This window comes from Nostoc sp. TCL26-01, assembly GCF_013393945.1.
Lineage (GTDB): Bacteria > Cyanobacteriota > Cyanobacteriia > Cyanobacteriales > Nostocaceae > Trichormus.
The window spans coordinates 4,370,019-4,395,073 of the sequence record NZ_CP040297.1; the positions used below are offsets into that span (position 1 = coordinate 4,370,019).

The 25,055-nt window shown below is 42.6% G+C and carries 9 protein-coding genes, 2 pseudogenes and 1 CRISPR repeat array (1 of these 12 only partly in view); of the genes and pseudogenes, 9 read left to right on the forward strand and 2 right to left on the reverse strand.

The genetic code is table 11. From position 1 onward, the window contains the following. Positions 1 to 338: direct repeats of the CRISPR family, unit length 35 nt; unit sequence CTTTAAACTTCTTCGGAAGTTGAATTAATGGAAAC (it extends 1,516 nt beyond the left edge of the window). Positions 339 to 363: 25 nt separating this feature from the next. The 3 genes from FD725_RS19025 to cas2 all read left to right on the forward strand — a co-directional run bounded on the left by FD725_RS19025 (position 364) and on the right by cas2 (position 2,724). Further along, positions 364 to 657 (forward strand): XisI protein, encoded by a 294-nt coding sequence (locus tag FD725_RS19025; protein ID WP_179049592.1) that lies wholly within the window; start codon positions 364 to 366, stop codon positions 655 to 657. Positions 658 to 1,399: 742 nt separating this feature from the next. After that, a complete protein-coding gene (gene cas1 / locus FD725_RS19030; RefSeq protein WP_179049593.1) occupies positions 1,400 to 2,443 on the forward strand; it encodes a CRISPR-associated endonuclease Cas1 in 1,044 nt (347 codons plus the stop codon). 2 nt (positions 2,444 to 2,445) lie between these two features. Continuing rightward, positions 2,446 to 2,724, forward strand: coding sequence for a CRISPR-associated endonuclease Cas2 (cas2, locus tag FD725_RS19035; RefSeq protein WP_179049594.1), 279 nt, complete (start codon positions 2,446 to 2,448; stop codon positions 2,722 to 2,724). On the opposite strand, the gene FD725_RS32600 is transcribed toward cas2, so the two are convergent. Beyond that, positions 2,714 to 2,836 (reverse strand): hypothetical protein, encoded by a 123-nt coding sequence (locus FD725_RS32600; protein WP_256871657.1) that lies wholly within the window; start codon positions 2,834 to 2,836, stop codon positions 2,714 to 2,716. The genes cas2 and FD725_RS32600 overlap by 11 nt on opposite strands. Before the next feature lie 24 nt (positions 2,837 to 2,860). Between FD725_RS32600 and FD725_RS19040 the strand changes: the two genes are divergently transcribed. The 4 genes and pseudogenes from FD725_RS19040 to FD725_RS33165 all read left to right on the forward strand — a co-directional run. Next, complete coding sequence (locus FD725_RS19040; protein ID WP_179049595.1) at positions 2,861 to 3,130, forward strand: hypothetical protein; 270 nt, start codon at positions 2,861 to 2,863, stop codon at positions 3,128 to 3,130. 136 nt (positions 3,131 to 3,266) lie between these two features. After that, positions 3,267 to 3,566 (forward strand): hypothetical protein, encoded by a 300-nt coding sequence (locus tag FD725_RS19045; protein ID WP_179049596.1) that lies wholly within the window; start codon positions 3,267 to 3,269, stop codon positions 3,564 to 3,566. A 136-nt stretch (positions 3,567 to 3,702) separates the two neighbouring features. Then, entirely contained in the window at positions 3,703 to 3,876 is a 174-nt protein-coding gene (locus FD725_RS19050) for a hypothetical protein (protein WP_179049597.1), read from the forward strand. Positions 3,877 to 4,214: 338 nt separating this feature from the next. After that, positions 4,215 to 4,382, forward strand: a pseudogene (locus FD725_RS33165) (IS701 family transposase); the annotation flags it as partial. A gap of 95 nt (positions 4,383 to 4,477) precedes the next feature. Here FD725_RS33165 and FD725_RS19055 read toward each other — a convergent pair. Further along, positions 4,478 to 4,648 (reverse strand): annotated as a pseudogene (locus FD725_RS19055) (transposase); the annotation flags it as partial. Between the two features lie 53 nt (positions 4,649 to 4,701). On the opposite strand from FD725_RS19055, the gene FD725_RS19060 reads away from it, so the two are divergent. Further along, a complete protein-coding gene (locus FD725_RS19060) occupies positions 4,702 to 4,974 on the forward strand; it encodes a hypothetical protein (RefSeq protein WP_179049598.1) in 273 nt (90 codons plus the stop codon). Between the two features lie 313 nt (positions 4,975 to 5,287). After that, the gene (locus tag FD725_RS19065; RefSeq protein WP_179049599.1) at positions 5,288 to 25,054 is read left to right on the forward strand and encodes a hypothetical protein; all 19,767 of its coding nucleotides are present in this window, start codon (positions 5,288 to 5,290) and stop codon (positions 25,052 to 25,054) included. Position 25,055 lies beyond the last annotated feature (1 nt).

Consider the following 25,055-nt stretch of genomic DNA (forward strand, 5'->3'; position numbering starts at 1 on the left):
ATTTTATCAGAACTTTAAACTTCTTCGGAAGTTGAATTAATGGAAACACCTTTATTCCAGTCCAGACCGTGTTTTTTTAGAAACTTTAAACTTCTTCGGAAGTTGAATTAATGGAAACCGAATGGCATCGCTATTTAGCCATAGAAACATTTCGCAATACTCTTTAAACTTCTTCGGAAGTTGAATTAATGGAAACTCAGAGGAGCAACCTCATAATAATACGCCGTCCCACCTTTAAACTTCTTCGGAAGTTGAATTAATGGAAACAATTCTCTCGAAATCGTCTCTGGTAGTTTTTAAATTCTTTAAACAGATAGTGCAATGGATAAACTAGAGTATTATCGCGCTTGTATCCAAACCCTCTTGGAAAAGCATAGCGAATATAAATCCCGTGATGAAGATATAGAAAGCGCACTATTATTTGATCCAGTACGCGATCGCTACCAATTGATGCGTATTGGCTGGAAAGGCCTAAAGCGAATTTATCACATTGTTATACACTTTGATATCAAAGATGGTAAAATTTGGCTTCAGCAAAATACCACTGATATCGATGTTGGCGAAGAACTATTAGCAATGGGTGTTGATAGAGAAGATATTATTCTGGGGTTACATCCTCCCTACAAGCGTCCTTATACTAACTATGGTGTTGCTTAACCCAACATATGATTGTGTTTAACCCGCATTTCTCACGAAATTTATAAAACCGAAGTCCAGAGGCTGTAGGGGCGGGTTAACGAGATATTCGTGAATGATTGAAGCTTCCTTTGTGAACCCGCCCCTACCGTTTTGTGAGAAATACAAGTTAAGTGCTGTTATACCAATTCACAAAAATCCTGATACATATAGCTTACTCGTTGGGTATTGTCCGCCCACCGTTAAAACGGTGGTCTCATAGCTTAAGTCCATTAAAATGGACTCTGATATTCAGTCCTCTTGAGAGGACTTTAGCTATGAGACAGGGATTTACAATCCCTTACTCGTTGGGTATTGTCCGCCCACCGTTAAAACGGTGGTCTCATAGCTTAAGTCCATTAAAATGGACTCTGATATTCAGTCCTCTTGAGAGGACTTTAGCTATGAGACAGGGATTTACAATCCCTGACGGACTGACGGACTCACGTATTTGTATCATTATTAAAGTGAAATGGTATTAGCATCGCTCTTTCATACTGTATGAGTAGCAGTGTGAAAAAAAGGCGATCGCTTTTTTTATATCTTCATAATCTCAAAAAAAATAGACTAAAAAACTTATATATAAACTTATATACAAAGTAATTCTAGTTATATATCAGGTTATATAGGCATCTGGGAAGATGTAATTAAGTAAAAAAACAAGGCGCAAAACATAATATTTGCCTCCGTTTTTTTACTTTTAACCTTTTATTTAATCCCAACCATGTCCACAATTTACATCACAGAACCAGATGCTATTCTCCAATTGCAACACAGTTATTTAAAGGTGTTTCATCAGCAAAAGCAGTGCGTTAGTCTCAGGATTAATAATGTCAGCCAACTTATTATCTTTGGTAACATCAAATTACCCAATGAAGTAATTAAAACTGTAGTAGCTCATCAAATTCCAGTCCTTTATTTAACTCCCAATGGCGAATTAATAGGCAGATTAGAAAACACAACACAACGCCAATATAAATATCAAACTCTTCAACGCCAACACACACGTAATAAGGAATTGAATCGGGCGACTGCGGAAAGTATCATCTGGGCAAAGTTGCATAATCAACATACATTTATGCAAAGCTGGACTAGATATTACGCCGACCATACAACCCAGCGTGCATTAAAATACCTAACGCTGTTGATAGATAATTTATCACTGGCAACATCTGTTGAGCAACTGCGCGAATATAGCGAAGAAGCAGATCAGGTTTACTATAATGCTGTTACTTCATTAGTCAAGTTTCATAACTCCTGTTCGCGCTTTCAGCAACAACATATAAGCGGGTTATTTAACTTGGGATATCAACTGTTACATCAATATATATATACCTTGCTCGACACCGCAGGGCTTCATCCCGATTACGCCATCCTACACCCCAATGTACGCCATGAGTTACCCCTAGCCTGGGATTTTACCGCCGAGTTTCGCACTGCTATTGTTGATGACTTAGTATTAAATTTCGCCCGAAAATTCCCCCACACCAACGGAAATGGCAATGGAAACGGTAAAGGTCAGCCACGTAATATTTTGCAACGTTTCCTGCAACATTGGGAAGCCAAGCTAAGAACATTTGTGCTGCATCCCTACGGTGGGGAAGTTAGCTATCGCCAATGTATGGACTTACAAGTACGAGAATACCTTGCGTGTCTGCTGGGTGACGTGGAATATTACCGTCCGCTTGCGTTTAAACATCATCCTGCACATTCTGACTTTGCCGATGCTGTTGCACCAGCGCAAGTACCGTTAAGCTTGGTGAAGTAGTAATGTTCTATTTAGTATGCTACGACATTGTTAGCGATACTCGCCGTAATAAGGTGGCGAAACTTCTAGAATCCTACGGTTTACGAGTACAAAAGTCAGTTTTCGAGTGTGTATTAGATGAGAACCAGTACACCACTTTATCCAAATACTTAACTCGACTGGTAAATAAACGCGAAGATCAAGTGCGATTTTATCCGATGTCTGCCCACACTCGTTGTAAGATTGCCGTCTTGGGGACAGAACCGGAATTTGTGATTGATGATGCGGCGTTTATTGTTTAGTCGCTACGAGCTTGAGAAAGTATTTACCACAATCAATATACCAAAATGACTGCTGAAAAAAAAGCGCGATCGCCACCGCTTGTGATGTAAACATTTCAAGGCTTTCGGTCAAGTTTGGATAATCGGAAACTATTGAATGCAGCTGCAATCTTCCAAATTCTGTTTAGTTTTCACTTCCAAAGTTCAAAAAAAACTGGATACTTTATCTTCTTCAGACCGCAAGCAATACGACAAAGCTTTTAAATGTTTTGCTGAACAAGGTGCAGCTTACCGGAGTTTAAGAACACATCGATATCGCTATAAAGATGGTGATATTTGGAGTTCTTCTGCATCTATGGCAAAACGGTTTTACTGGCGTTACATCGATAAGCAAAGTATTGAGATTGTACACATAGATTCTCATTAATAAGGACAAAAGTAGAATGCCACCGTAAGACGTTACCAGAGATTTTACCATCTCAGCACTTTTCATCGTGCTTTAGGACTAGCGTCCATAACGCACCCTACTAAATTTAAATTTCGTCTCATCTTAACTTTGTTCTATGCCCAAACCTCGTCCATTGCAACTGCGAGAATTAAGGCTGATTTCAATGTACAGCAATTGGGAATTTGGCATGACACCCCAACAATTCTATTCCAAATGGGCAGTCAGCTACGAACAAATAGCCATAATCTGCGATCGCTCTGACTCTACTGTTAGGGGGTGGTTTAGAAATGGTCAAAACCGACGTAACCCAACACGTAATGATTTACTTCACCTGGGTTTGATGGATTTCCTGCTAGAGCATATTGACGAAATTCCTGAGTATTTAAGACAGTTATTGTGTCTTGCTATTTCATGATATTTTGCACCCACAAAAGGATGAATCTGTCAATATCGTTTAGACCTGTTTTGCTATATATATCCTGAACTAATGTGAATTGAGGTAATTCAAAAACACATTATTCATTTAATTTTCAGCAATTGTAGGAGTCAGTATGACATACTTTGAGCAGCTACGTCCGTGGTGCATAATTCGCAATTTATCTAGGAATGATTGCATAGTGGTAGCGAGATTTCGTCGCCACAATGATGCGACTGCTTACCTACAAGTGCTGCAAAGACAAGTGAATAGTGTCAAGTTTGTGCTGAAATTTAATGCCCAAATTTGAATTGCTTGACTTCATATGAAGTTGAATTAATGGAAACATTGGCATTTCATTCACACTAAACGTGCTTAATCTCCAACTATAATTTATGGTTGGGGATTTTTATTTACAAAGTGCAGATTACAAAAGTCCTCGCACAGAAGCTATGTTCCTACATACTGGACTTTAGACTGAAAGGCTAGAGAAAAGCAGTCAGTGTTACTGCTGACTGCCGTAAAGTTAATGAAAGTAATCGATAAATCATTGACGTGATGATCCTGACACAACTAGAAAAATTCCGCGCCCGCTATCTACGATAGTTTGGGGAAGGCCAAAGATGCAGTATTTGAATTGATGGATGCAGTATTAACAAGTCCGAGAATGGAATAGTATCCGTAAATGCTTATGGTGTAGTAGATGGGATTACTTATCCTTTAATATTCCAAATATTTAAACCGAAAAATCGCTTAAAAGAAGGCGATAAATATAAGAGCAAACCCCAAATAGCGGTAGAGATAATTCAAGAGTTGAAAGCATAGGGTTTCAAAATTAAATTATCGATTTCGCAGAGACCCCAAGGGTTACTTGGCTAATTTAGAGAGTCGTCTTCTCTAGTAAGTTTTACCACACTAGGTAAAATCAGATAGGCTATCAAGCTAACGTAAATTTGTATGGTGATACCATTAACATTTTTAGTAATTAATTTGTCAAGTTTTAAGTGCATCTTTAAAAACTTCCATAACAATTCAACTCCCCAACGTAATCGATAAATATCCCTGATTTCATCATCGTAGACGAACAGTTTTACCACACTAGGATATTAATGCTACTGGTACAATTTCCGGCAATATGATTGGTGTGCCTGATATTACATCTATCCAAAACGGACTGACAGAATTACAAGGAAATCCTATTGATACTAACGCCCTAATTGCTAATAGTTGTATTGCTCGTAGTCCGAAGCAAGAAAGCACTTTTGTCATTACAGGAACTGGTGGATTACCTAGTCGTCCTGGTGAAGTTGTGGCTTCTAGCTATCCTACAGGTGATGTGCAGAATGTCACGAATAATAGCACAAATAGTCATGAAATACGCAAAAGGTCTGAAGACGCAAAAGTCTGAAGATAGGAACAGCAAAAAACACGAATTTATCAGGGTTTGAGCAATTTATTGCGTAATTTCTGATTATGTGGTTTAATTATTGTGAGAAGTTTTTCAGTAGAATTACTTAAAACTTCAAGTTGTTCCCTACATAGTAATTAAAGGCTTGTATTAAAAGCCTTAATAATATCTTTACACATCACCATCCAAAGCAAATTTATTGTTTGATAGGTCACTGTGTGCTTCATTTCAAACAGCCGCATCTTAGATCGATAACAATAAATGACTCAATCGTGTCTAGGCAATATTTTTGAATATATTCCAGTAGAGACTTATGGACGCTAATCAACCAATCGAATCTGCACCCTTAGTGAATTTTGCGATTAATCCGTTATCAATTGAAGGGTTAACAGCAAATACAATCACCTTTACAGGTAGTGCTGCGGGAGATAGTCTTTATCTGCGAGTCAATGCTGATAGGTTAGAGTACAGTATTGACGATGCAAATTACACTTCAGTAGATGCTATATTCACTTTCTCATCCCAGACGCAGATTAATGCCAATCTCTTAGCTGGGGATGATTCTCTATTTTTGGATGCGTCTTTAATTCAAATTCTACAAACTACTGGTGGGCAATTATCATTTGCTGGCGGTGCAGACGCAGATACAATATTTGGCCCTGCTGGAGTAAATGTCAACTGGAATATCACAGGGACAAACGCTGGTAATATCACAGATATATTTGAGTTCACAGAAACAGAAAACATCACAGGCCGTGGAAACGATACATTAACTGGTCTGAATCAGGCGAATCTGTGGACTCTCACTGGCAATGGGACAGGAACGCTAAATAATCAGATTAACTTTAATGATATTGACAACTTGATTGGTGGCAGTCTACAAGATATCTTCGCCATTAATGATGCAACAACAGTCAATATCAACGCTGGTGCAGGCGCAGATATATTTGAGTTGAGTAACAGCTCTATATTGAGTGGGACGATTGATGGTGGTGCGGGAGTTGATACGCTTAATTATTCTGCCGACACCACAGCACAACAAGTCACCCTCACAGGTCTAGGGAGTAGTGATGGGTTTTTTGGTACAAGCAACCTGACAGGACAATTTACCAATATTGATAACGTCATTGGTGGTGGTGGTAGCAACACACTCACAGGATTAAATGCCTCTGCTACCTGGGAAATAGACGGTACAAATCGTTATATCAGTACCAATAGCCTCAGTTTTACAGGCTTCAGAAATTTGACTGGGGGTAGCAATGCCGACACCTTTATTATTACTGGTAGTCAAACTGCTGATTTAAGAGGTCAAGCGGGTGCAGATAGATTCCAATTCAACAACGCTGCGAATTTAACTGGCACAATTGATGGTGGTACAGACTCCGATACTATAGATGCGTCCGCCTACACCACAGCACAGCAAGTTGCCCTCACAGGTCTAAGTGGTAATGATGGGTTTGCTGGGACACACAGCAGCATCATCGGAGGATTTACCAATATTAATGCGATCGCATCTGGTACAGCGACAGATACACTCATCGGTTTAAATGCCTCTGCTACATGGGAAGTTGACGGTAGTAATCGTTATCTGAGTACAAATATCCTAGAGTGGAATAGCTTTGAAAACCTCACTGGTAGTAATCAAGCAGACCTATTCCAATTGAGTGTCAATCCTACAGGACTAATTACTGGCGGCGCAGGAGAAGATACCCTCGACTTTAGCAGCTTCCCCACCGCAATTAATCTCACTCTCAATGGTGCGGATATCACTGGATTTAATGGTTCAGGAACAGTCAACTTTACTGGCATTAATACCATTATTGGTTCAGCAAATACCAGAGATACTCTCACCGCCAATCCTAACGCCTTTAGTGAAAGTTTGTGGAATCTTGATGCTGATCCTACCTTTAGCGATGGTCGAAGACCCGCCTTCGGCGATCGCACTCGCACCTTAAAATTCTCCCGCATCGAAGACCTAACCGGTCAAAACAACATCCGCTTATCTGCTGCAACAGTTACCAGCACTACCGCCCAGGATTTAACCCTACGCTACAATGCCGACACCACGACCATTGAATTATTCAGTAATCTCACCTCAACAGTCATTGATTCCACTGTCATTACTCCCAATGTCGATAACCTCATCAAAGTTATCGGTACGGCGGGAGCAGATAAACTCACAATCGATGCCTCTGTAGCTAATGCGGGATTAGCAGTGGTCTTTGATGCCTTAGCCGGGTTGGATGAATTAAATTTAAGTGGTTTCACTACTCCCAAACGCACAGTTTTAGAAAAAACCGATACTAATGGCTTTAGTGGGATTGGGCCAGTTGCCTTTTTAGGTGTAGATAAACTCACAGGATCAAACGTTACAGGCGACACCCTCGAAGATAAAACAGGCGCATTAATTACTAGCTGGCAAATTAATAACAACTCCACTTACGAAAATAGCGCCAATACCCTAGATTTCACAGGCTTTACCAATCTTGTGGGTGGTATTGGCATCGACACCTTCAACATTATCGGTACACAAACAGCTAATCTCAGTGGCGGTGCGGGTGCTGATGTCTTCCGATTTGCCAACAATGCCAGCCTCACAGGTGCAATTGATGGTGGTACTGGTGCAGATACCCTGACTTATGCAGAATATACCAGCGCACGACAAGTTACCCTGACTAGCATAGGTAGTCAAGATGGCTTTACCGGTACAGAAAGCACAATTTCTGTTAACTTTACCAACATTAATACCTTAAGCGGCGGCAGTGGCAACGATACCCTTACAGGGATTAACGCCGCCGCCAATTGGGAAATCGACGGTACAAATGTTTATACCAGCACCAATAGTTTGAGTTTCTTTGGATGGGAAAATCTGATTGGTGGCAACAATGTCGATATCTTTGTGATTAGTGGGACACAGACAGTTAATCTCAGAGGTGGTGCAGGTGCAGATACTTTCCAATTTAATAACGCGGCTCTACTCACAGGGACAATTGATGGCGGTACAGGTGCAGACACCCTTAACTATGCAGCCTACACCACCGCTAGACAAATCACCCTGACTAACTTAGGTAGCAGCGATGGTTTTATCGGCACAGAAACAACAATTAGCAATAACTTTACCAACATTGATGCTGTAGTTGGTAGCAGTGACAATGATACTCTCACAGGGATTAACGCCACCGCCAATTGGGAAATCGACGGCACAAATCGTTATACCAGCACCAACAGTTTAGATATTTCAGGAGTGGAAAATCTAACTGGTGGTAGTGATGTTGATACCTTTGCGATATCAGGCACACCAACAGCTAATCTCAGTGGTGGTGCAGGCGCAGATACCTTCCAATTTAACAACAATGCCACCCTCACAGGGACAATTGATGGTGGTGCTGGTGCAGATACCCTCAATTATGCAGCTTACACTACAGCCAGACAAATTACCCTCACAGGTTTAGGTATTAGTGGCTTTGCCGGAACAGAAGCAGCCATTAGCAATGGTTTTAATAATATTGATACAATAGTCGGCAGTAGTGCAGTTGATACCCTCACAGGTTTAAATGCAGCAGCCACATGGGAAATTGACGGCACAAATCGTTACCTGAGTACCAATACACTCAACTTCTTTGCCATTGAAAATCTCGTTGGTGGTAGCAGTAGCAATACATTTAATATTAGTGGCACACAGACAGCCAATCTCAGTGGTGGTGCAGGTGCAGATACCTTCCAATTTAATAACGATGCCACCCTCACAGGGACAATTGATGGTGGTACAGGTGTAAATACCCTCGACTACGCAGCCTACACCACAGCCAGACAAATTACCCTCACAGGTTTAGGTATTAGTGGCTTTGCAGGCACAGAAGCAGCCATTAGCAATGGTTTTAATAATATTGATACAATCATCGGTAGTAGTGCAGTTGATACCCTCACAGGTTTAAATGCAGGAACCATCATAGCTTTAAATGCAGGAGCCACATGGGAAATTGATGGCACAAATCGTTACCTGAGTACCAATACACTCAACTTCTTTGCCATTGAAAATCTCATTGGTGGTAGCAATGTTGACACCTTTACTATCTCTGGCACACAGACAGCCAATCTCAGTGGTGGTGCAGGTGCAGATACCTTCCAATTTAATCACAATGCCACCCTCACAGGGATAATAGATGGCGGTACAGGTGCAGACACCCTTGACTATGCAGCCTACACTACAGCCAGACAAATTACCCTCACAGGTTTAGGTATTAGTGGCTTTGCAGGCACAGAAGCCAGCATTACCAATGGATTCAATAATATTGACACCGTAATTGGCAGTAATGCAGTTGATACCCTCACAGGTTTAAATACGACAGCTACCTGGGAAATAGACGGCACAAATCGTTATCTAAGTACCAATACACTAAACTTCTCCGCCATTGAAAATCTCGTTGGTGGTAGCAGTAGCAATACATTTATTATTAGTGGCGAACAGACAGCCAATCTCACAGGTGGTGCAGGTGCAGATACCTTCCAATTTAATGACAATGCCACCCTCACAGGGAGGATTGATGGTGGTACAGGTACAGACACCCTTGACTATGCAGCCTATACTACAGCTAAAGAAATTAGTCTCACAGATTTAGGCACTAATGATGGCTTTGCTGGACTAGAAGGCCCTATTCTCATTATATCTAGTAATTTTACCGTTTTTGATAATATTAATACAATCATTGGCGGTAGTGCTGCTGATACTCTCAGAGGTAGGAATACGACAGCCACATGGGAAATAGATAGCACAAATCGTTATCTCAGCACTAATACACTGAACTTCTCAGAGATTGAGAATTTAGTAGGTAGTAACGATGTTGACACATTTACTATCTCTGATAGAGACGCAGTGAATGTCTTTGGCGGTGCAGGTGCAGATGTTTTCCGATTTAATGACAATGCCACCTTAATAGTTACAATTGATGGTGGTAGTGGCATAGATACTCTCGACTATGCAGCCTCTACCACAGCTAAACAACTTATCCTCACAGATGTAGGCATAAGTGATGGCTTTGCGGGAACAGAAGGCGGTATTTTCCCAGGTGTATTTGGTAATCTTACTAATTTTAATAATATTGATACAATTATCGGCAGTAGTGGTGCTGATAGCCTCACAGGTTTGAATACCGCAGGTAGATGGGAAATAGACGGTACGAATCGTTATATCAGCACTAATACACTGAACTTCTCAGAGATAGAGAATTTACGAGGTGGTAACGATATTGACACATTTACTATCTCTGGTACACAGACAGCTAATCTCTTTGGCGGTGCAGGTGCAGATGTTTTCCAACTGAATGACAATGCAGAATTAATAGGAGCGATCGCTGGTGATATAGATGCCGATACACTAGACTATTCTGCCTACACTACAGCTATTAATATTAATCTGGCTACTGCTAAAGCCACCAAAATTACTGGTGAAATCAGTACCATAGAAACTCTGATAGGTGGGACAGCAAACGATACCTTACAAGGTACAAACAACATTGCTAGTTGGAACTTAGGCAGCACAAATCAGTACATTAGTATAAATAGCCTCACCTTTAGCAGTTTTGAAAATCTCATTGGCGGTAATCAAGCTGATACCTTAATTTTTAGCAATGGTTCGAGTTTTAATGGCTCATTCAGTGGCGGTACAGGAATAGATACAGTCGATTTTACTGCCTATACCTCTGCTCGGAATGTCAGCTTAACTGGATTGGGTGACTTAGATGGGTTTAACGGTACAGTAAATACCCTTGTCGGTGGATTTAGTAATATTGAGCAGATATTCGGCAGTAGTGCCAATAATGACACCATTACAGGACTCAATACCACCGCTATCTGGAATTTAGATACAAACCAGTATCAAGCTACCAACACCTTAAGTTTTGCGGGTTTTGAGAACTTAATAGGTGGTAGTGGTGCAGATATTTTCAATCTCAGTGGTACAGAGATTTTCAACTTAACTGGTGGTGCGGGTAGCGATGAATTTAGTTTCGCTAATGGCGCGACTTTGACAGGAACTTTAGCCGGAGGTGAAGATGTAGATACCCTCAACTATGCTAGTTACACCACGGCGGTGAACGTCAATCTAGCAAATGGTACTGCTACAGCGATTAGTGGTGGGATCAGCAGCATAGAAAACGTCACGAGTGGAGCAGGAAATGACAGCCTTATAGGCAATGCAGATGCTAACATCCTCATCGGTGCAGCCGGTCTGGATACTCTGATTGGGGGTGCAGGAAACGATACTTTAATTGTTACTGCTTTAGCTGGTTCAATAGTCGAAGGCAATGAAGGAACTGACACTCTGACAGTCTTAGGTACATCAGAAGACGATGTATTCAATGTTAATGATAACTCAGTGGTTTTAACTCCATCTAATACCGTCACTTACGGCACAGTTGAAAAACTCACCGTTGCAGCTTTAGATGGAGCAGATCAAATTACGTTAAACATCACAACCAACGGGCCAGCAACCACAATAGATGGTGGAGATGGGGATGATTCCTTAACAGCCGGCAATGCCGATACCACCTTTACCTTCACAGGGGATAATACTGGCAAAGTGAACTTTGGAGTCGATGTTAACTTTAGCAATGTTGAAAATTTACAAGGCGGACAGGGTAATAATACACTGGTGATTGTGATACCAACCCCAACACCAACACCAGATCCCCGACCTGTTAAAATTAAAATTACAGACAAGAAGACTGTTGAAGTCAAAACGGAACCGTCACCATCACCAAGTCCATCACCAAGCCCATCACCAGACCCATCACCAAAACCAACTCAAGTTACTGGTGTAGAAAATATAATCTCAACTGCGGTGACAACCAACCTTGTATTAGAAGCTCTATTTGGCGGAACAATTCGAGTACTTTCTCCAGTTACAAGTGTTGTTGGCCCGGTGATCATTGGGGGAGTTTCATGGGTAATAGGAAGTTTAGGTAGTGGAGGACTTGGTACAGCAATCAGTGTCTCTGCAACTCCATCAGGGTCACCAACACCAAACGAAGAAACAAAAATTGAGATCAACCCAACCCCCGAACCATCTCCCGAACCAACCCCCACACCAGAACCAGTAGAACCACCAAAAATTGAGATTAAAAATCCAGAAGACAAGGTTAATAACGATCCTGACGATCCTGAAAATGATGATGAAAATGATGAAGAAGGATGTCAATCTGTATACGTTATTGATCTCGGTGGGGCAAGTTTTGAAGCACCCGACTGTATCAATGTTTGGAATATATTAGGACCAAATTCAGGCACTCTAGTTAGTGATGGGGTATTTGTTAAAGCGTTTACTAATGCTGGTAAACTCATCGGTGGTTCTTTGAGCGATACCTTTATCTTGAGCGAGGCTGGTAGCTTAACTAGCTCAATTGATGGTGGTGGCTTGGCTACCTTGAATACCTTAGTTGGTAAATCCAGTGGTGGTGATTGGAGTATAAATACAGCTAATAGTGGCACTGTTACAGGTATTAGTGGCGGATTTGAGAATATTGGTAATCTCGCTGGTGGTGCTGGTGCAGATCGCTTTACCTTGACAGCAAACGGTAGTCTTAGTGGGACGCTGAACGGCGGTGGAGTAGCTACCTTGGATACCTTGGTAGGTGCTGATGGTAATAATAACTGGACAATTACCGCCCCAGATACTGGTAGTGTTGGGGGACTCAGCCTCGGCTTTACAGGTATCGGTAATTTAGTAGGCGGTGCAGGTTCAGATAACTTTACTATCGGTGTTGCAGGTGTTTTGAGTGGTTCAATTGACGGTGGTGGGTCTGCTAACTTCAATACAATTACTGGCCCTGATGTAGCAACCAATTGGACAATTAGCGGTGCAAATGCTGGTAATGTTAATGGTATAAACTTCACCAACGTTGGTAATTTGCGAGGCGGGAGCAGTAATGATACCTTCACCTTGAGCAATTTAGGCAGCCTCGCAGGTAGCATTGATGGCAATGGTGGCAACAACACCCTACAAGGGGTTAGTGTCGAAAATACCTGGACAATTACCAGTAACGATACAGGTAGTATTGATAATATTGCTGGGACAACAGAGTTTAGCAACATTGCCAACCTGATTGGCGGTAATGGCGATGATACCTTCATCCTGGAAAACGACAGTCAAATCACAGGCGAAATCGCTGGTGAGTTAGGTGACAATACTTTACAGGGTCGCGATCTCGAAAACACTTGGACAATTACTAGGGAAAATTTCGGTGATATCACCAATAGCGGTGGTACAACTGAGTTTAGGGACATTGCTAACCTGATAGGCAGTGATGAAGAAGATATTTTCATCCTCGAAGACGATAGCCATATTACCGGGTCGATTTTCGGTGGCTTAGGTAGCAATACCTTACAGGGTGGTAATGTCGAGAACATCTGGAGAATTACCGATGACGATGCTGGTAATGTCACCAATAGTGGCGGGACGACGGAATTTAGTGAAATACAATATCTCACCGGCGGCGATGAAGATGATACCTTCAGCCTGCAAGAAAACAAACTGATCAGAGGTAGAATTGTCGGTGGCTTAGGCGAAAATACCCTAGAGGGCGGTAATGTCAATAACGAATGGACAATTCTTGATGACAACCGAGGTATAGTTGATAACGGCAGAAACAATATCAGCTTTACTCAGATTGCCAATCTCAAAGGTGGCGACAACAATGACACCTTCACCTTGCCAGGAGATAGCCACATCACAGGGGCGATCGCAGGTGGATTAGGTGAAAACATCTTAGAGGGCGGTAATGTCGATAATACTTGGACAATTACCGATAACAATGCCGGAAATGTCACCAATAGTGCAGGAACGACGAAATTTAGTGAAATCACTACACTGATTGGCGGTAATAATGATGATACCTTCATCCTCCAAGAAAATTATCACATCACACAGATCGTCGGCGGCGAAAGTGACGGTGAAGATGAAAATAGCTTACAGGGGGGTAATGTCCAGAACGATTGGATAATTAACAATAAAAATGCCGGTAAAGTAGAGAATAGCGGCGGGACAACACAATTTACTCAAATCAGCAAGTTGATTGGTGGCGATGATGATGATACCTTCGTTCTGCAAGTAGATCAAGACATTGTAGAAATTACAGACGGGATCGACGGTGGTTTAGGTGACAACACCTTACAGGGCGGTAATGTTGAGAACAATTGGATAATTACCAATAAAAATGCTGGTAGAGTCCGTAATATTAGCGGGGTCACTGAATTTACTCAAATAGCCAACCTCACAGGTGGTAATGACAACGACACCTTCATCCTAGGAAGAAATAACCGCATCACAGGTGAGATTGCAGGTAGAGCAGGTGACAACACCTTACAGGGCGGTAATGTTGAGAACACTTGGACAATTACCGATGAAAATGCCGGGAATATTGCCAATGATTCTGGAAGCACAGCCTTTACTCAAATAGCTAACCTGATTGGTGGCGATGACAATGATATCTTCATCCTCGATGAAGATGGCTACATTACAGGTGCGATCGCAGGTGGTGAAGGTGACAATACCCTACAGGGCGGTAATATCGAGAATAACTGGACAATTAACGCCGAAAACGCGGGTACAGTTGACAATGGCAACGACACCACCGCATTTAGGGAAATCAAAAAACTGATTGGCGGTAATGAAGAAGATACCTTTGTCTTTGAGGACAATGGTTTATCGAACTTTGGTTTTACGGTTGAGGGTGGACAAGGCGACCCGGAACTAAATACCCTAGAAATCAATGCTGATACAGACCTCAATTGGGTGATCAACCGTCAAAATGGCGGAGAAGTGACAGGAGAAGACTTATTCTTAGAATTTAACAACATTGCCAACTTAAAAGGCAGTGCAGGTAACGATGAATTTAAGTTAGAAGATGCCACTGTTGCCGAAGGTGGCACAATAGATGGACGTGCCGGAGTTAACATCTTAAGTGGTGGAATTGCTGACACTATCAATACTTGGGTTGTGAATGGGGTTAATAGTGGCACTTTCACCGCCACGAAGGATGGCACAACTTATACCTTTGACTTCAGCAACATTCAAAACCTCAACGGTAGCGATGCTGATGATATCTTCAAGCTACGCGGTGGCGTGCTGTATGGTTCAGGCTCGATTGATGGTGGCAAAGGTGACGATACCATCGAGCAAGAAGGCAGTGCCGATGATGATGATGATGATTTTACAACTACCTGGATCTTAACCGACGAAGATTCCGGTACAATCTCCGATTCCACACCAGAAACCTTCACCGTCAATGGTCAAACCGTCACTACCAACTTAATTCTCAGAAATGGCTTCACCAACATTGAAAATCTCGTGGGTGGTGCGGATGCAGATGTATTCATTGTCAATGATGGTGTCACCTTCACGGGCAATATTGACGCAGGTGATGGTGGCGATACAGTAATTTTCAATGGTACAGGCACAATTACTGGTTCTGTCAGTGGTGGAGAGAATACTAATGGCACAGTGGATGTCATCGACTTATCAGGTGTTGCTAACCCTGTAACGATCGATCTGCAAGACATTAACTTCAGCGAATTTGAAGTCGTCATCGGCAATGACCAAAACAGCACCATCATCGGCTCAGATCAAGACAATACTTGGGAAATTATCGGCGAAAATGAGGTAGTTATTGATAACATTACCTTTATTGGCTTTAATAACTTAGTTGGTGGTGCAGGTGTCGATACCTTTAACTTCACAGCCCCAGATGCAGTAGTGCATATTGATGAGGAAGTACCACCGGATGCAACAGGTGATGTCTTTAGTTTGGCACTGATTACAGGTAACTTACTGGCGCGGTTATTGGCGCGTAATCCTGAAGATACCGTCACCATCAGCGATGTTGAAGGCACAACAGTTACAGGTGATGAATCCACTGTAATTGCAGGTAACTATGGCAGACTGAATATTAATGCTGATGGGACTTACAGTTATGCAGTGGAATTGTCCGCTCCGCAAGTGGTGAATTTACCTGTAGGTACAAGCCTGACTGATACATTTAGCTACACGATTGGGCAAGGCGCAGACAGTATTACCACTGAGTTGATCGTTACCATCCAAAACACTGCTAATGGCTTGATCATGACGGATAACGTCAACAGCATCGATATTACAGGTACAGTAAGCGGTGGTGGTGGCGATGATATCTTTAACTTTGCTAACGATGCCCTGATTGCAGCAATAATTAATAGCGATGCTGGTGGAGATACTTTTAACTTCCTCGATACCGCTCAGGTAGCTGGTACAGTTGACGGTGGCGATAATCTTGCTGATACACCCGATGTGGTTGACTTCTCCCAAGCCACCGGATCTGTGGTGATTAACCTGGGTGACAATAACTTTAACAACATCGAAACCTTTATCGGTAACGGTATTGGCACCACCTTAATTGCAACTGATACCAATAATACCTGGACAATTAATGTCTCTAATGGCTTTGCACTGGAAGATTTGGAAAGTTTTGGTGTTAGCAACACTCTCAATCAAGGCGGTTCTAATACTAATATCGAATTCAACCATATTGGTAATTTAACAGGTGGCTCAGGTAACGACACCTTTAACATCAAAAGCACAACTTTGACAGTTAACGGTAAATTACAAACTGACTGGGGAGTAATAGGAAAAATTGATGGTGGAGAAGGAAACAACGCGATCCTGATGGATGGTGTTGGTAGCGGAGGTGTTACTTGGGAAATAGATGGTGGCAATGCCGGAAAAGCTTACGATCAAGTGAGCTTAGTAGGAGGATTTAACTCATTAGGACAACCTGTCCCGCCAGCCCTATTTAGATTTGATCGCATCACATTTCAACAGCCCCACAATTTATTGGATGGTCAGACTGTCTTATATGCTCACGAGTATTATGGACCGACTTCAGCTTTTTCCACTCCTGACGAGATAAATAAAGATATAAGCGGACTAAAACGCGGTGAGTTATATACAGTCAAGAGAATTGATGAGTCAACTGTTTCCCTTGTGGATAATCAAGGAAGAACAGTTACTGGGTTGTCTTTGCCTTCCATACCAGGAAGACATTGGTTAACTAAACAAGTCCGCTTGAATTTCCAAAATATTGGCGACATCAAAGGTGACGACAACAATGATACTTTCTTCCTGCGTCCTGGTGGTAGTTTATCGGGAACGATTGATGGTGGTGGTGGCAGTAACAGCTTACAAGGAAGCGATACGGCTAATATTTGGGGCATTGAAGACATTAATGCTGGCAAGATATTCCCCAGCACAGGGCTAACTTTTGATGGTAGTTCTTCCTCCGTCGTCAATCCTGGCAACAATACTATTACCTTCTCCTATCGCCATAACTTAGTGACAGGCGATCGCGTCCAGTATCGTAACGGCACAGATCAAGCGAATAAAGATATTGATGGATTGGTTAGTGGTAGTTTCTATCAGGTAATTCGTCAAGATGACTTTACAGTCCAACTCACCTATTTATCTAATAGTAAGTTTCCAATTTCCTTATCCCCAACAATATACGGCGGCAATAACCACGAACTGATCAAGACGAACACCTTTATCGGCGGCGAAGGCTTAGAGCAGAACGCACTACTTAACCGGAGTCAATATGCCTATGTTACTTACAATAGCTCCAGAGTCGATACAACTAACAAGACAATTACTTTCTCCAGCCCTCATAATTTTGTAACGGGCGATCTCGTCCAATATCAACATGATTATCAAGCGGGTGAGACTGAAACACTTGTTAATAAAGAATATTATCGAGTTATTCGTCAAGATAACTTAACGATTCAACTAACACAAACAGGTAGCAACATCCCCATTGACTTACAATCTGCTATTCCCCTTAATGGCACTCAGTTTTTAGTTAAGGCGAATGATGTTAATCGTATACGTAGTTCAGCCGACAATATTCCTGGATTAAATGTCAGCGAATTTATTGAATTTGCTCGACCCCATAACTTGTCTAATGGTCAAGCTGTCGCCTTCCGCGCTCTCAGCAATTATAGATTATCTTTGAACGATTGGACTTTAGAAAAATACGAGCAAGGTCGGGATAACATCTACTATGCGATTAAGATAGATGACTACAGAATTGCCTTGGCAGAAACTTTCATTAATGCCAATGAAGGAAGGGCGATACCTATCGGTTATCGTGGAATCGCGGAAGGACAACTTATACCAGTTAACAATTTCCAAAATATTGAGTCTCTGTTTGGTGGCGCGAGTAGCGATTTGTTCACTATTAAGGATGCTGGTAAAATCAGAAGAAATGTATTTAACGGTTTTAATCCTTTCAACCGTGGCGGAATTTTCGGTCGTGGCGGAATTAATACTTTAAAACAAAGCCAATCTGACATCTGGAATTTACGTGGAATTGATAGTGGGGAAACAAATTTCGTCTATCAATTCTCGCAGATTAGTAACCTCATTGGCAGTAATGGGACTGATACCTTTATTGTCCATGACAATGCTCGCCTGACAGGTAGCCTTGATGGTGCTTTAGGAAACAATATCTTACGAAGTAACAGTGCCAATTTTGTTAATTGGACAATTTCTGGGCAGAATGCTGGCTTATTACAAGGCGAACAAGGGGAGCAGGGATTATCATTTAATCGTATTGGCGGGGGAACTATCTTAACTAGCGACAACAGACGCAATCATAATTTAGTCACCGGGCAAGCTTTCTCTAATTACTTTGTGATCAAGCTCAATAATCAGGAGATTCAGTTAGCAGCGACTCTAGAAGATGCCTTTGCTGGTCAGGCAATTTCTCTCACAGGCGATCGTTACTCCGGAATTCCTAAAACTGCTATTTCTTTCAATAACATTACTAGGCTTGAGGGTAGTGACAATGCAGATACCTTCACCATAGCTGACGAAGATGTAGTCTCCTCGATTGATGGTAAAGGTGGTAATAATACTCTCCAAGCTCTCAATGTACTCAATCAATGGTCAGTGACAGGAACTGATGCGGGTAGTCTGAGTTTCTCACCGATTGAAGGGAATAACGCCACCATTAACTTTACTAATGTTGGCAGTTTACAAGGAGGAACAGAACGCGATCGCTTTACTCTGGCCGGTGGTACTCTATCAGGTGCAGTCGATGGTGAAAGTGGTAACGATACTTTAGCGATCGATTCTAATATTACGACAACTTGGACTGTGATAGGGGCAGATGCAGGAACGGTTACAGGTATCACAGGTGGTTTCAGTAATATTGCTAACCTGAAAGGTGGAAATGGAGAAAATACATTCATTCTCGATAACAACGGTAGTCTCTCTGGCAACATTGATGGCGGTTTAGGGGCTGATACTTTCATTGTCGGTGGTGGTGGTAGTTTATCCGGCTTTAACTCCATTGATGGCGGTGGCTTTGCTGGTATTAATACCATCCAGATAGCTAATACTAATGGCAGACCCTATACTTGGGAGATTACTGGTGCTGACACAGGAAATCTGCAAGGAGCGATTAATCTCTTTAGCAATATCGGTAAGCTAGTGGGTGGTTTAGGGGTTAATACTTTCATCTTCCAACCTGGTGCTTCACTCAGCGCCGGAGGTGGTATTCAGGGTGGTGGAGTGTCGCGAGTAAATACTCTACAAATTAACTCTGGTGTAGCCCTAAATTGGTCAATTGACAGTCAGGATGCTGGATTAGTTCAAGGACAAAACTTCTTACTTAGGTTCAGTAATATTGCTAACTTAAAAGGTGGTTTCAACAGCGACACTTTCATAATGAACAATGCTGCTGTCTCACCAGGAGGTACTATTGACGGCGGTGTGGGTGTTAATTTACTCCTCGGTGGCTTTAGCGGTGTAACTAATACCTGGATAGTTAATGGCATCAATAGCGGTACTTTCATCGCACCAGGGCAAACAACGTTTAATTTCAGCAATATTCAGAACCTCAATGGTAGCAATGCTGTTGATGTCTTCAAGCTGCGCGGTGGTGTGCTGTTTGGTTCAGGCTCAATTGATGGTGGTGGCGGTGAAGATACCATCGAACAAGAAGAAAATGTCACCACAACTTGGACATTAACAGGAGATGGTGCAGGGAAAGTCTCTGATGCAACTCCGGAAACCTTTACCGTTAATGGTGTGACTGTTACCACTAGTGAAATCCTCAAAGATGGTTTCAGAAATATTGAAAACCTCATTGGTGGTGCAACAGTAGATACCTTTATTGTCAATGATGGCGTGACCTTTACGGGCGGTGTTGACGGTGGTGGTGGTAGCGATCGCTTTAATTTCAACGGTACTGGACAAATCACTGGTACGATTGGCGGTGGTAACGACGACGCTGGCGGCGTAGATTTCCTAGATTTCTCTGGCTTCACCAGCCCAGTCATCATTGACTTAAATAATCCCGCCTTGACTGGGATAGAAACAATTATTGGTAATGGTGCAAACACAACCATCATTGGCAAAAATACCGCCAACACTTGGACAGTCAACGGTGCTAACGGCACAGTTAATGGTTTGACCTTTACTAATGTGCATAATCTGCGTGGTGGTAGCAATATTGATACATTTAATATTCAATCCGCAACCAATGCCATCACCATTGATGCTGGTGCAGGCGACGATCAGATTAAGATAGGTAGTCTCACCCCGAATTTGGGTGGCACAGTGAATAATATTACCGGAGCATTAACCATTATTGGCGGCGAAGGTAATGACGAGTTAACTATTGATGATAGTGGCGATACAGCCGCTAGTACAGGTAATCTCACCGCCACTACAATTACAGGCTTAAGTCCTAACAGTATCACCTACGGTACAGTAGAAACATTGAAAGTAAATCTGGGCAGTGGCTCGAATAACTTCACTGTGCAAGGAACTACTGCTGTCACCACCATTACAGGTGGCTCAGGTGATGACATAATTGATGCTTCTGCTTCTAGTCAAGCTATTACCATCTTCGGTAATGCTGGTAATGACCGCATTACTGGTGGTGCAGGAAATGATCGCCTAGATACTGGTACTGGTCAAGATTTTGTCATAGGTGGTGCAGGTAATGACTTAATTACTGTGCAAGGAACTAGCAGTGGAAGCACAACAGTATTAGGCGGTTTAGGTGATGATCGCATTGAAATTGGCACTCCTCTAGCTGATGCTGGCAGAGTTGGCAGAACTCTCAATAATATTTTGGCTGGCTTAACTATTGATGGACAAGCAGGAGTTGACACATTAGGTGTTTATGACGACTTTGATACTATTGCCAACACAGGAAGTATCACTTTTAATAACATTCTTGGCTTAGGCATGGCAGCTAGTGGCCTCTTTTACATCGGCATAGAAAATCTAACTGTGGAATTGGGTGATGGTGCTAATAGTTTCACGGTGCAGAATACCAACCCCAATACTACTACCACCATCACTGGCGGTAGTGGTGTAGACACAATTAATGTGCTGGCGATTAATAGCGTCACCACAATTAATGGAGATGCAGGTAATGATGTAATTAATGTTGTTAGTGCCGGAGTGCCAACAGTCAATACAATAGCAGCTGGTTTGACCATCAATGGTGGCGCTGATACTGACACCATCACCATCAATGACATTGGCGACACCGCAGCCAACACAGGCACATTAACCAGCACTACAATCACTGGTTTAAGTCCCGCTACCATCACCTACGGCACAGCAGAAACCCTCAACATTAATTTAGGTGCAGGTGCAGATACCTTTACTATCAGCAGTACCAGTGCGACAACCACGATTAATGCAGGTGACGGTAATGATACTCTCAATGTACAAGCGATCGCTAATGCCACAACCTTGAATGCAGGTATAGGCAATGATGTGATTAATGTGGGTAGTGCCACACCGACAACCGTCAATGGCATAACGGCTGCTTTAACCATCAATGGTGGTACTCAAACTGACACCATCAACATCAATGATAATGGCGACACTGCTAACAATACAGGCACATTAACTGCCACCACAATTACTGGTTTAAGTTCCGGTAGCATCACCTACGGCACAATAGAAACTCTCAACATTAATCTAGGTGCAGGTGCAGATAACTTTACTGTCAGCAGCACCAGTGTGACGACTACCATTAATGCAAATGGCGGTGCGGATACCCTCAATGTAGAAGCTATCAGTAATGCCATCACCCTGAATGCAGGTGCAGGTAATGATGTGATTAATGTGGGTAGTGCCACAACACCAACAGTCAACGGCATAGCAGCTACTTTAACCATCAATGGTGGCACTGAAACTGACACCGTCAACATCAATGACAATGGCGACACCGCAGCCAATACAGGCACATTAACCAGCAGCACAATTACTGGTTTAAGTCCCAGCACTATCGCTTACGGCACAGTAGAAACTCTCAACATTAATCTGGGCGCAGGTGCAGATACCTTTACTGTCAGCAGCACCAGTGCAACAACCACGATTAATGCAGGTGGCGGTAATGATACTCTCAATGTACTAGCGATCGCTAATGCCACAACCCTGAATGCCGATGCAGGTAATGATGTGATTAATGTGGGTAGTGCCGGAACACAAGCAGCCAATGGCATAGCAGCCGCTTTAACCATCAATGGTGGTAGTGAAACTGACACCATCACTATCAATGACAGTGGTGATACCGCAGCCAACACAGGCACATTAACGTCCACCACAATTACTGGTTTAAGTAGCGGTACCATCACTTACGGCACAGCAGAAACTCTCAACATTAATCTGGGTACAGGTGCAGATACTTTTACTGTCAGCAGCACCAGTGCAACAACCACGATTAATGCAAATGGCGGTAATGATACTCTCAATGTACTAGCGATCAGTAATGCCACAACCCTGAATGCCGATGCAGGTAATGATGTGATTAATGTTGGTGGTGGCACACCCACAACCGTAAATGCGATCGCTGCTGCTCTCACCATCAATGGTGGTGCTGACACTGACACCATCACCATCAATGACAGTGGCGACACTGCTAACAATACAGGTACACTCACAGCCACAGCCCTCACAGGCTTGGGTAGCAATGGCATCACTTATGGGACAGTAGAAACTCTAAATATCAACCTCGGTAGTGGCTCAAATAACTTAACTGTACAAGCAGTTAGTGCAGCTACCACCATTACAGGTGGCTCAGGCAATGACACAATTAATGCCTCGGCTATTAACCAAGCGATCGCCATTTATGGTAATGCTGGTAACGATAACATTACTGGCGGTGCAGGTAACGATACCCTCGACAGTGGTACTGGTGAAGATACTGTGACTGCGGGTGAAGGAAATGACTTAATTTACGTGCAGGGAACTAGCGGTGCAGGCACAACCATTAATGGAGGTGGAGGTAATGATGTAATTAATATTGGTAGTAGCACATCGAATACTGTCAATGCGATCGCTGCTGCCTTAACCATCATTGGTGGTAATGGTATTGATACTGTAAACATCAATGACAGTGGCGACACAGCAGCCAATACAGGCACATTAACCAGCACTACAATTACTGGTTTAAGTTCTGGTAGCATCACCTACGGCACAGTAGAAAATCTCAACATTAATCTGGGTGCAGGTGCAGATAGCTTTACTATCAGCAGCACCAGTGCAACAACCACGGTTAACGCAGGTGGTGGTAATGATACTCTGAATGTACAAGCGATCGCTAATGCCACAACCCTGAATGCAGATGCAGGTAATGATGTAATTAATGTTGGTAGTGTTGGAGCAACAACACTCAATGTCATAGCATCTGATTTAACCATCAATGGTGGTGCTGACACTGACACCATAAACATCAATAATAGTGCTAATACTGCTAACAACGGAGGCAGATTAAGCAGCACCACCATTGATAATTTGGGTCTTGGCCGTCCTATAAATTACAGCACAGCAGAAACTCTCAACATTAATTTGGGTACAGGTGCAGATAACCTTATTGTCAGCAATACCGGTGCTGCAACCACAATTAACACAGGTGGTGGTAATGATACTCTGGATGTAGAAGCGATCAGTCATAGCACAACCCTGAATACAGGTGCAGGTAATGATGAGATTAATGTTGGTAATCGCGGACTAAGAACAGTCAATGACATAGCAGCTGCTTTAACCATCAATGGTGGTGCTGATACTGACACCGTAAGGATCAATGACACAAACGACAATACAAACAATACAGGCACATTAACCGCCACTACAATTACTGGTTTAAGTCCCGCTACCATCACCTACGGCACAGTAGAAACTCTCAACATTGAGTTGGGTAGGGGTGCAGATACCTTTACTGTCAGCAGTACCAGTGCGACAACTACCATTAATGCAGGTGACGGTGCGGATAATTTGAATGTACAAGCGATCGCTAATGCCACAACCCTGAATGCAGGTACAGGTAATAATGTCATTAAAGTTGCGAGTGCTGGAACACCGACACTCAATAGCATAGCAGCTGCTTTAACCATCACTGGTGGGCCAGAGAACAATAGCCTCGAAGTTAGGGATAGCAGTGATACCACAGCTAATACAGGTACATTAACTGATACTCAGTTGACAGGATTAGGTATGACAAGTGGGATCACTTATCGAGAAATCAACAATTTAAGTATCATATTAGGCAGTGGTAACAACAACTTTACTATTTCCAGTACATTTCCTCGTACTACAACCTCGATTTATGGTAATGTAGGATCAGAAACTTTTAATGTGCGCTCTATCCGTAGCACTACAAACATATTTGCTGGCGGTGGCAACGATATTATCAATGTCAGTACTTCTGCACCAAACAGAGGAGGTATAGTTAACGGCATTTTAGCTCTACTCTTCGTCGATGGCGGTGCTGGTGTGGATACCTTAAACGTAGATGATAGCGGTGATGGCGCGCCTAACACCGGCACAATGACAGCCAACTCTATCACAGGCTTAGGTATGAGTAATGGCATCAGCTACACACTCTTAGAAGCGACCAATATTTTCCTCGGTTTTGGTAATGATACTTTCACCATCAACAGTAAAGTGCCAGGTAGTAGCATCCTAGTTGACGGCGGTCCTGGAATTGACTTTATCTTGGATTTCACCTTCTCAGCAATCATCCGCAACGCCTAAG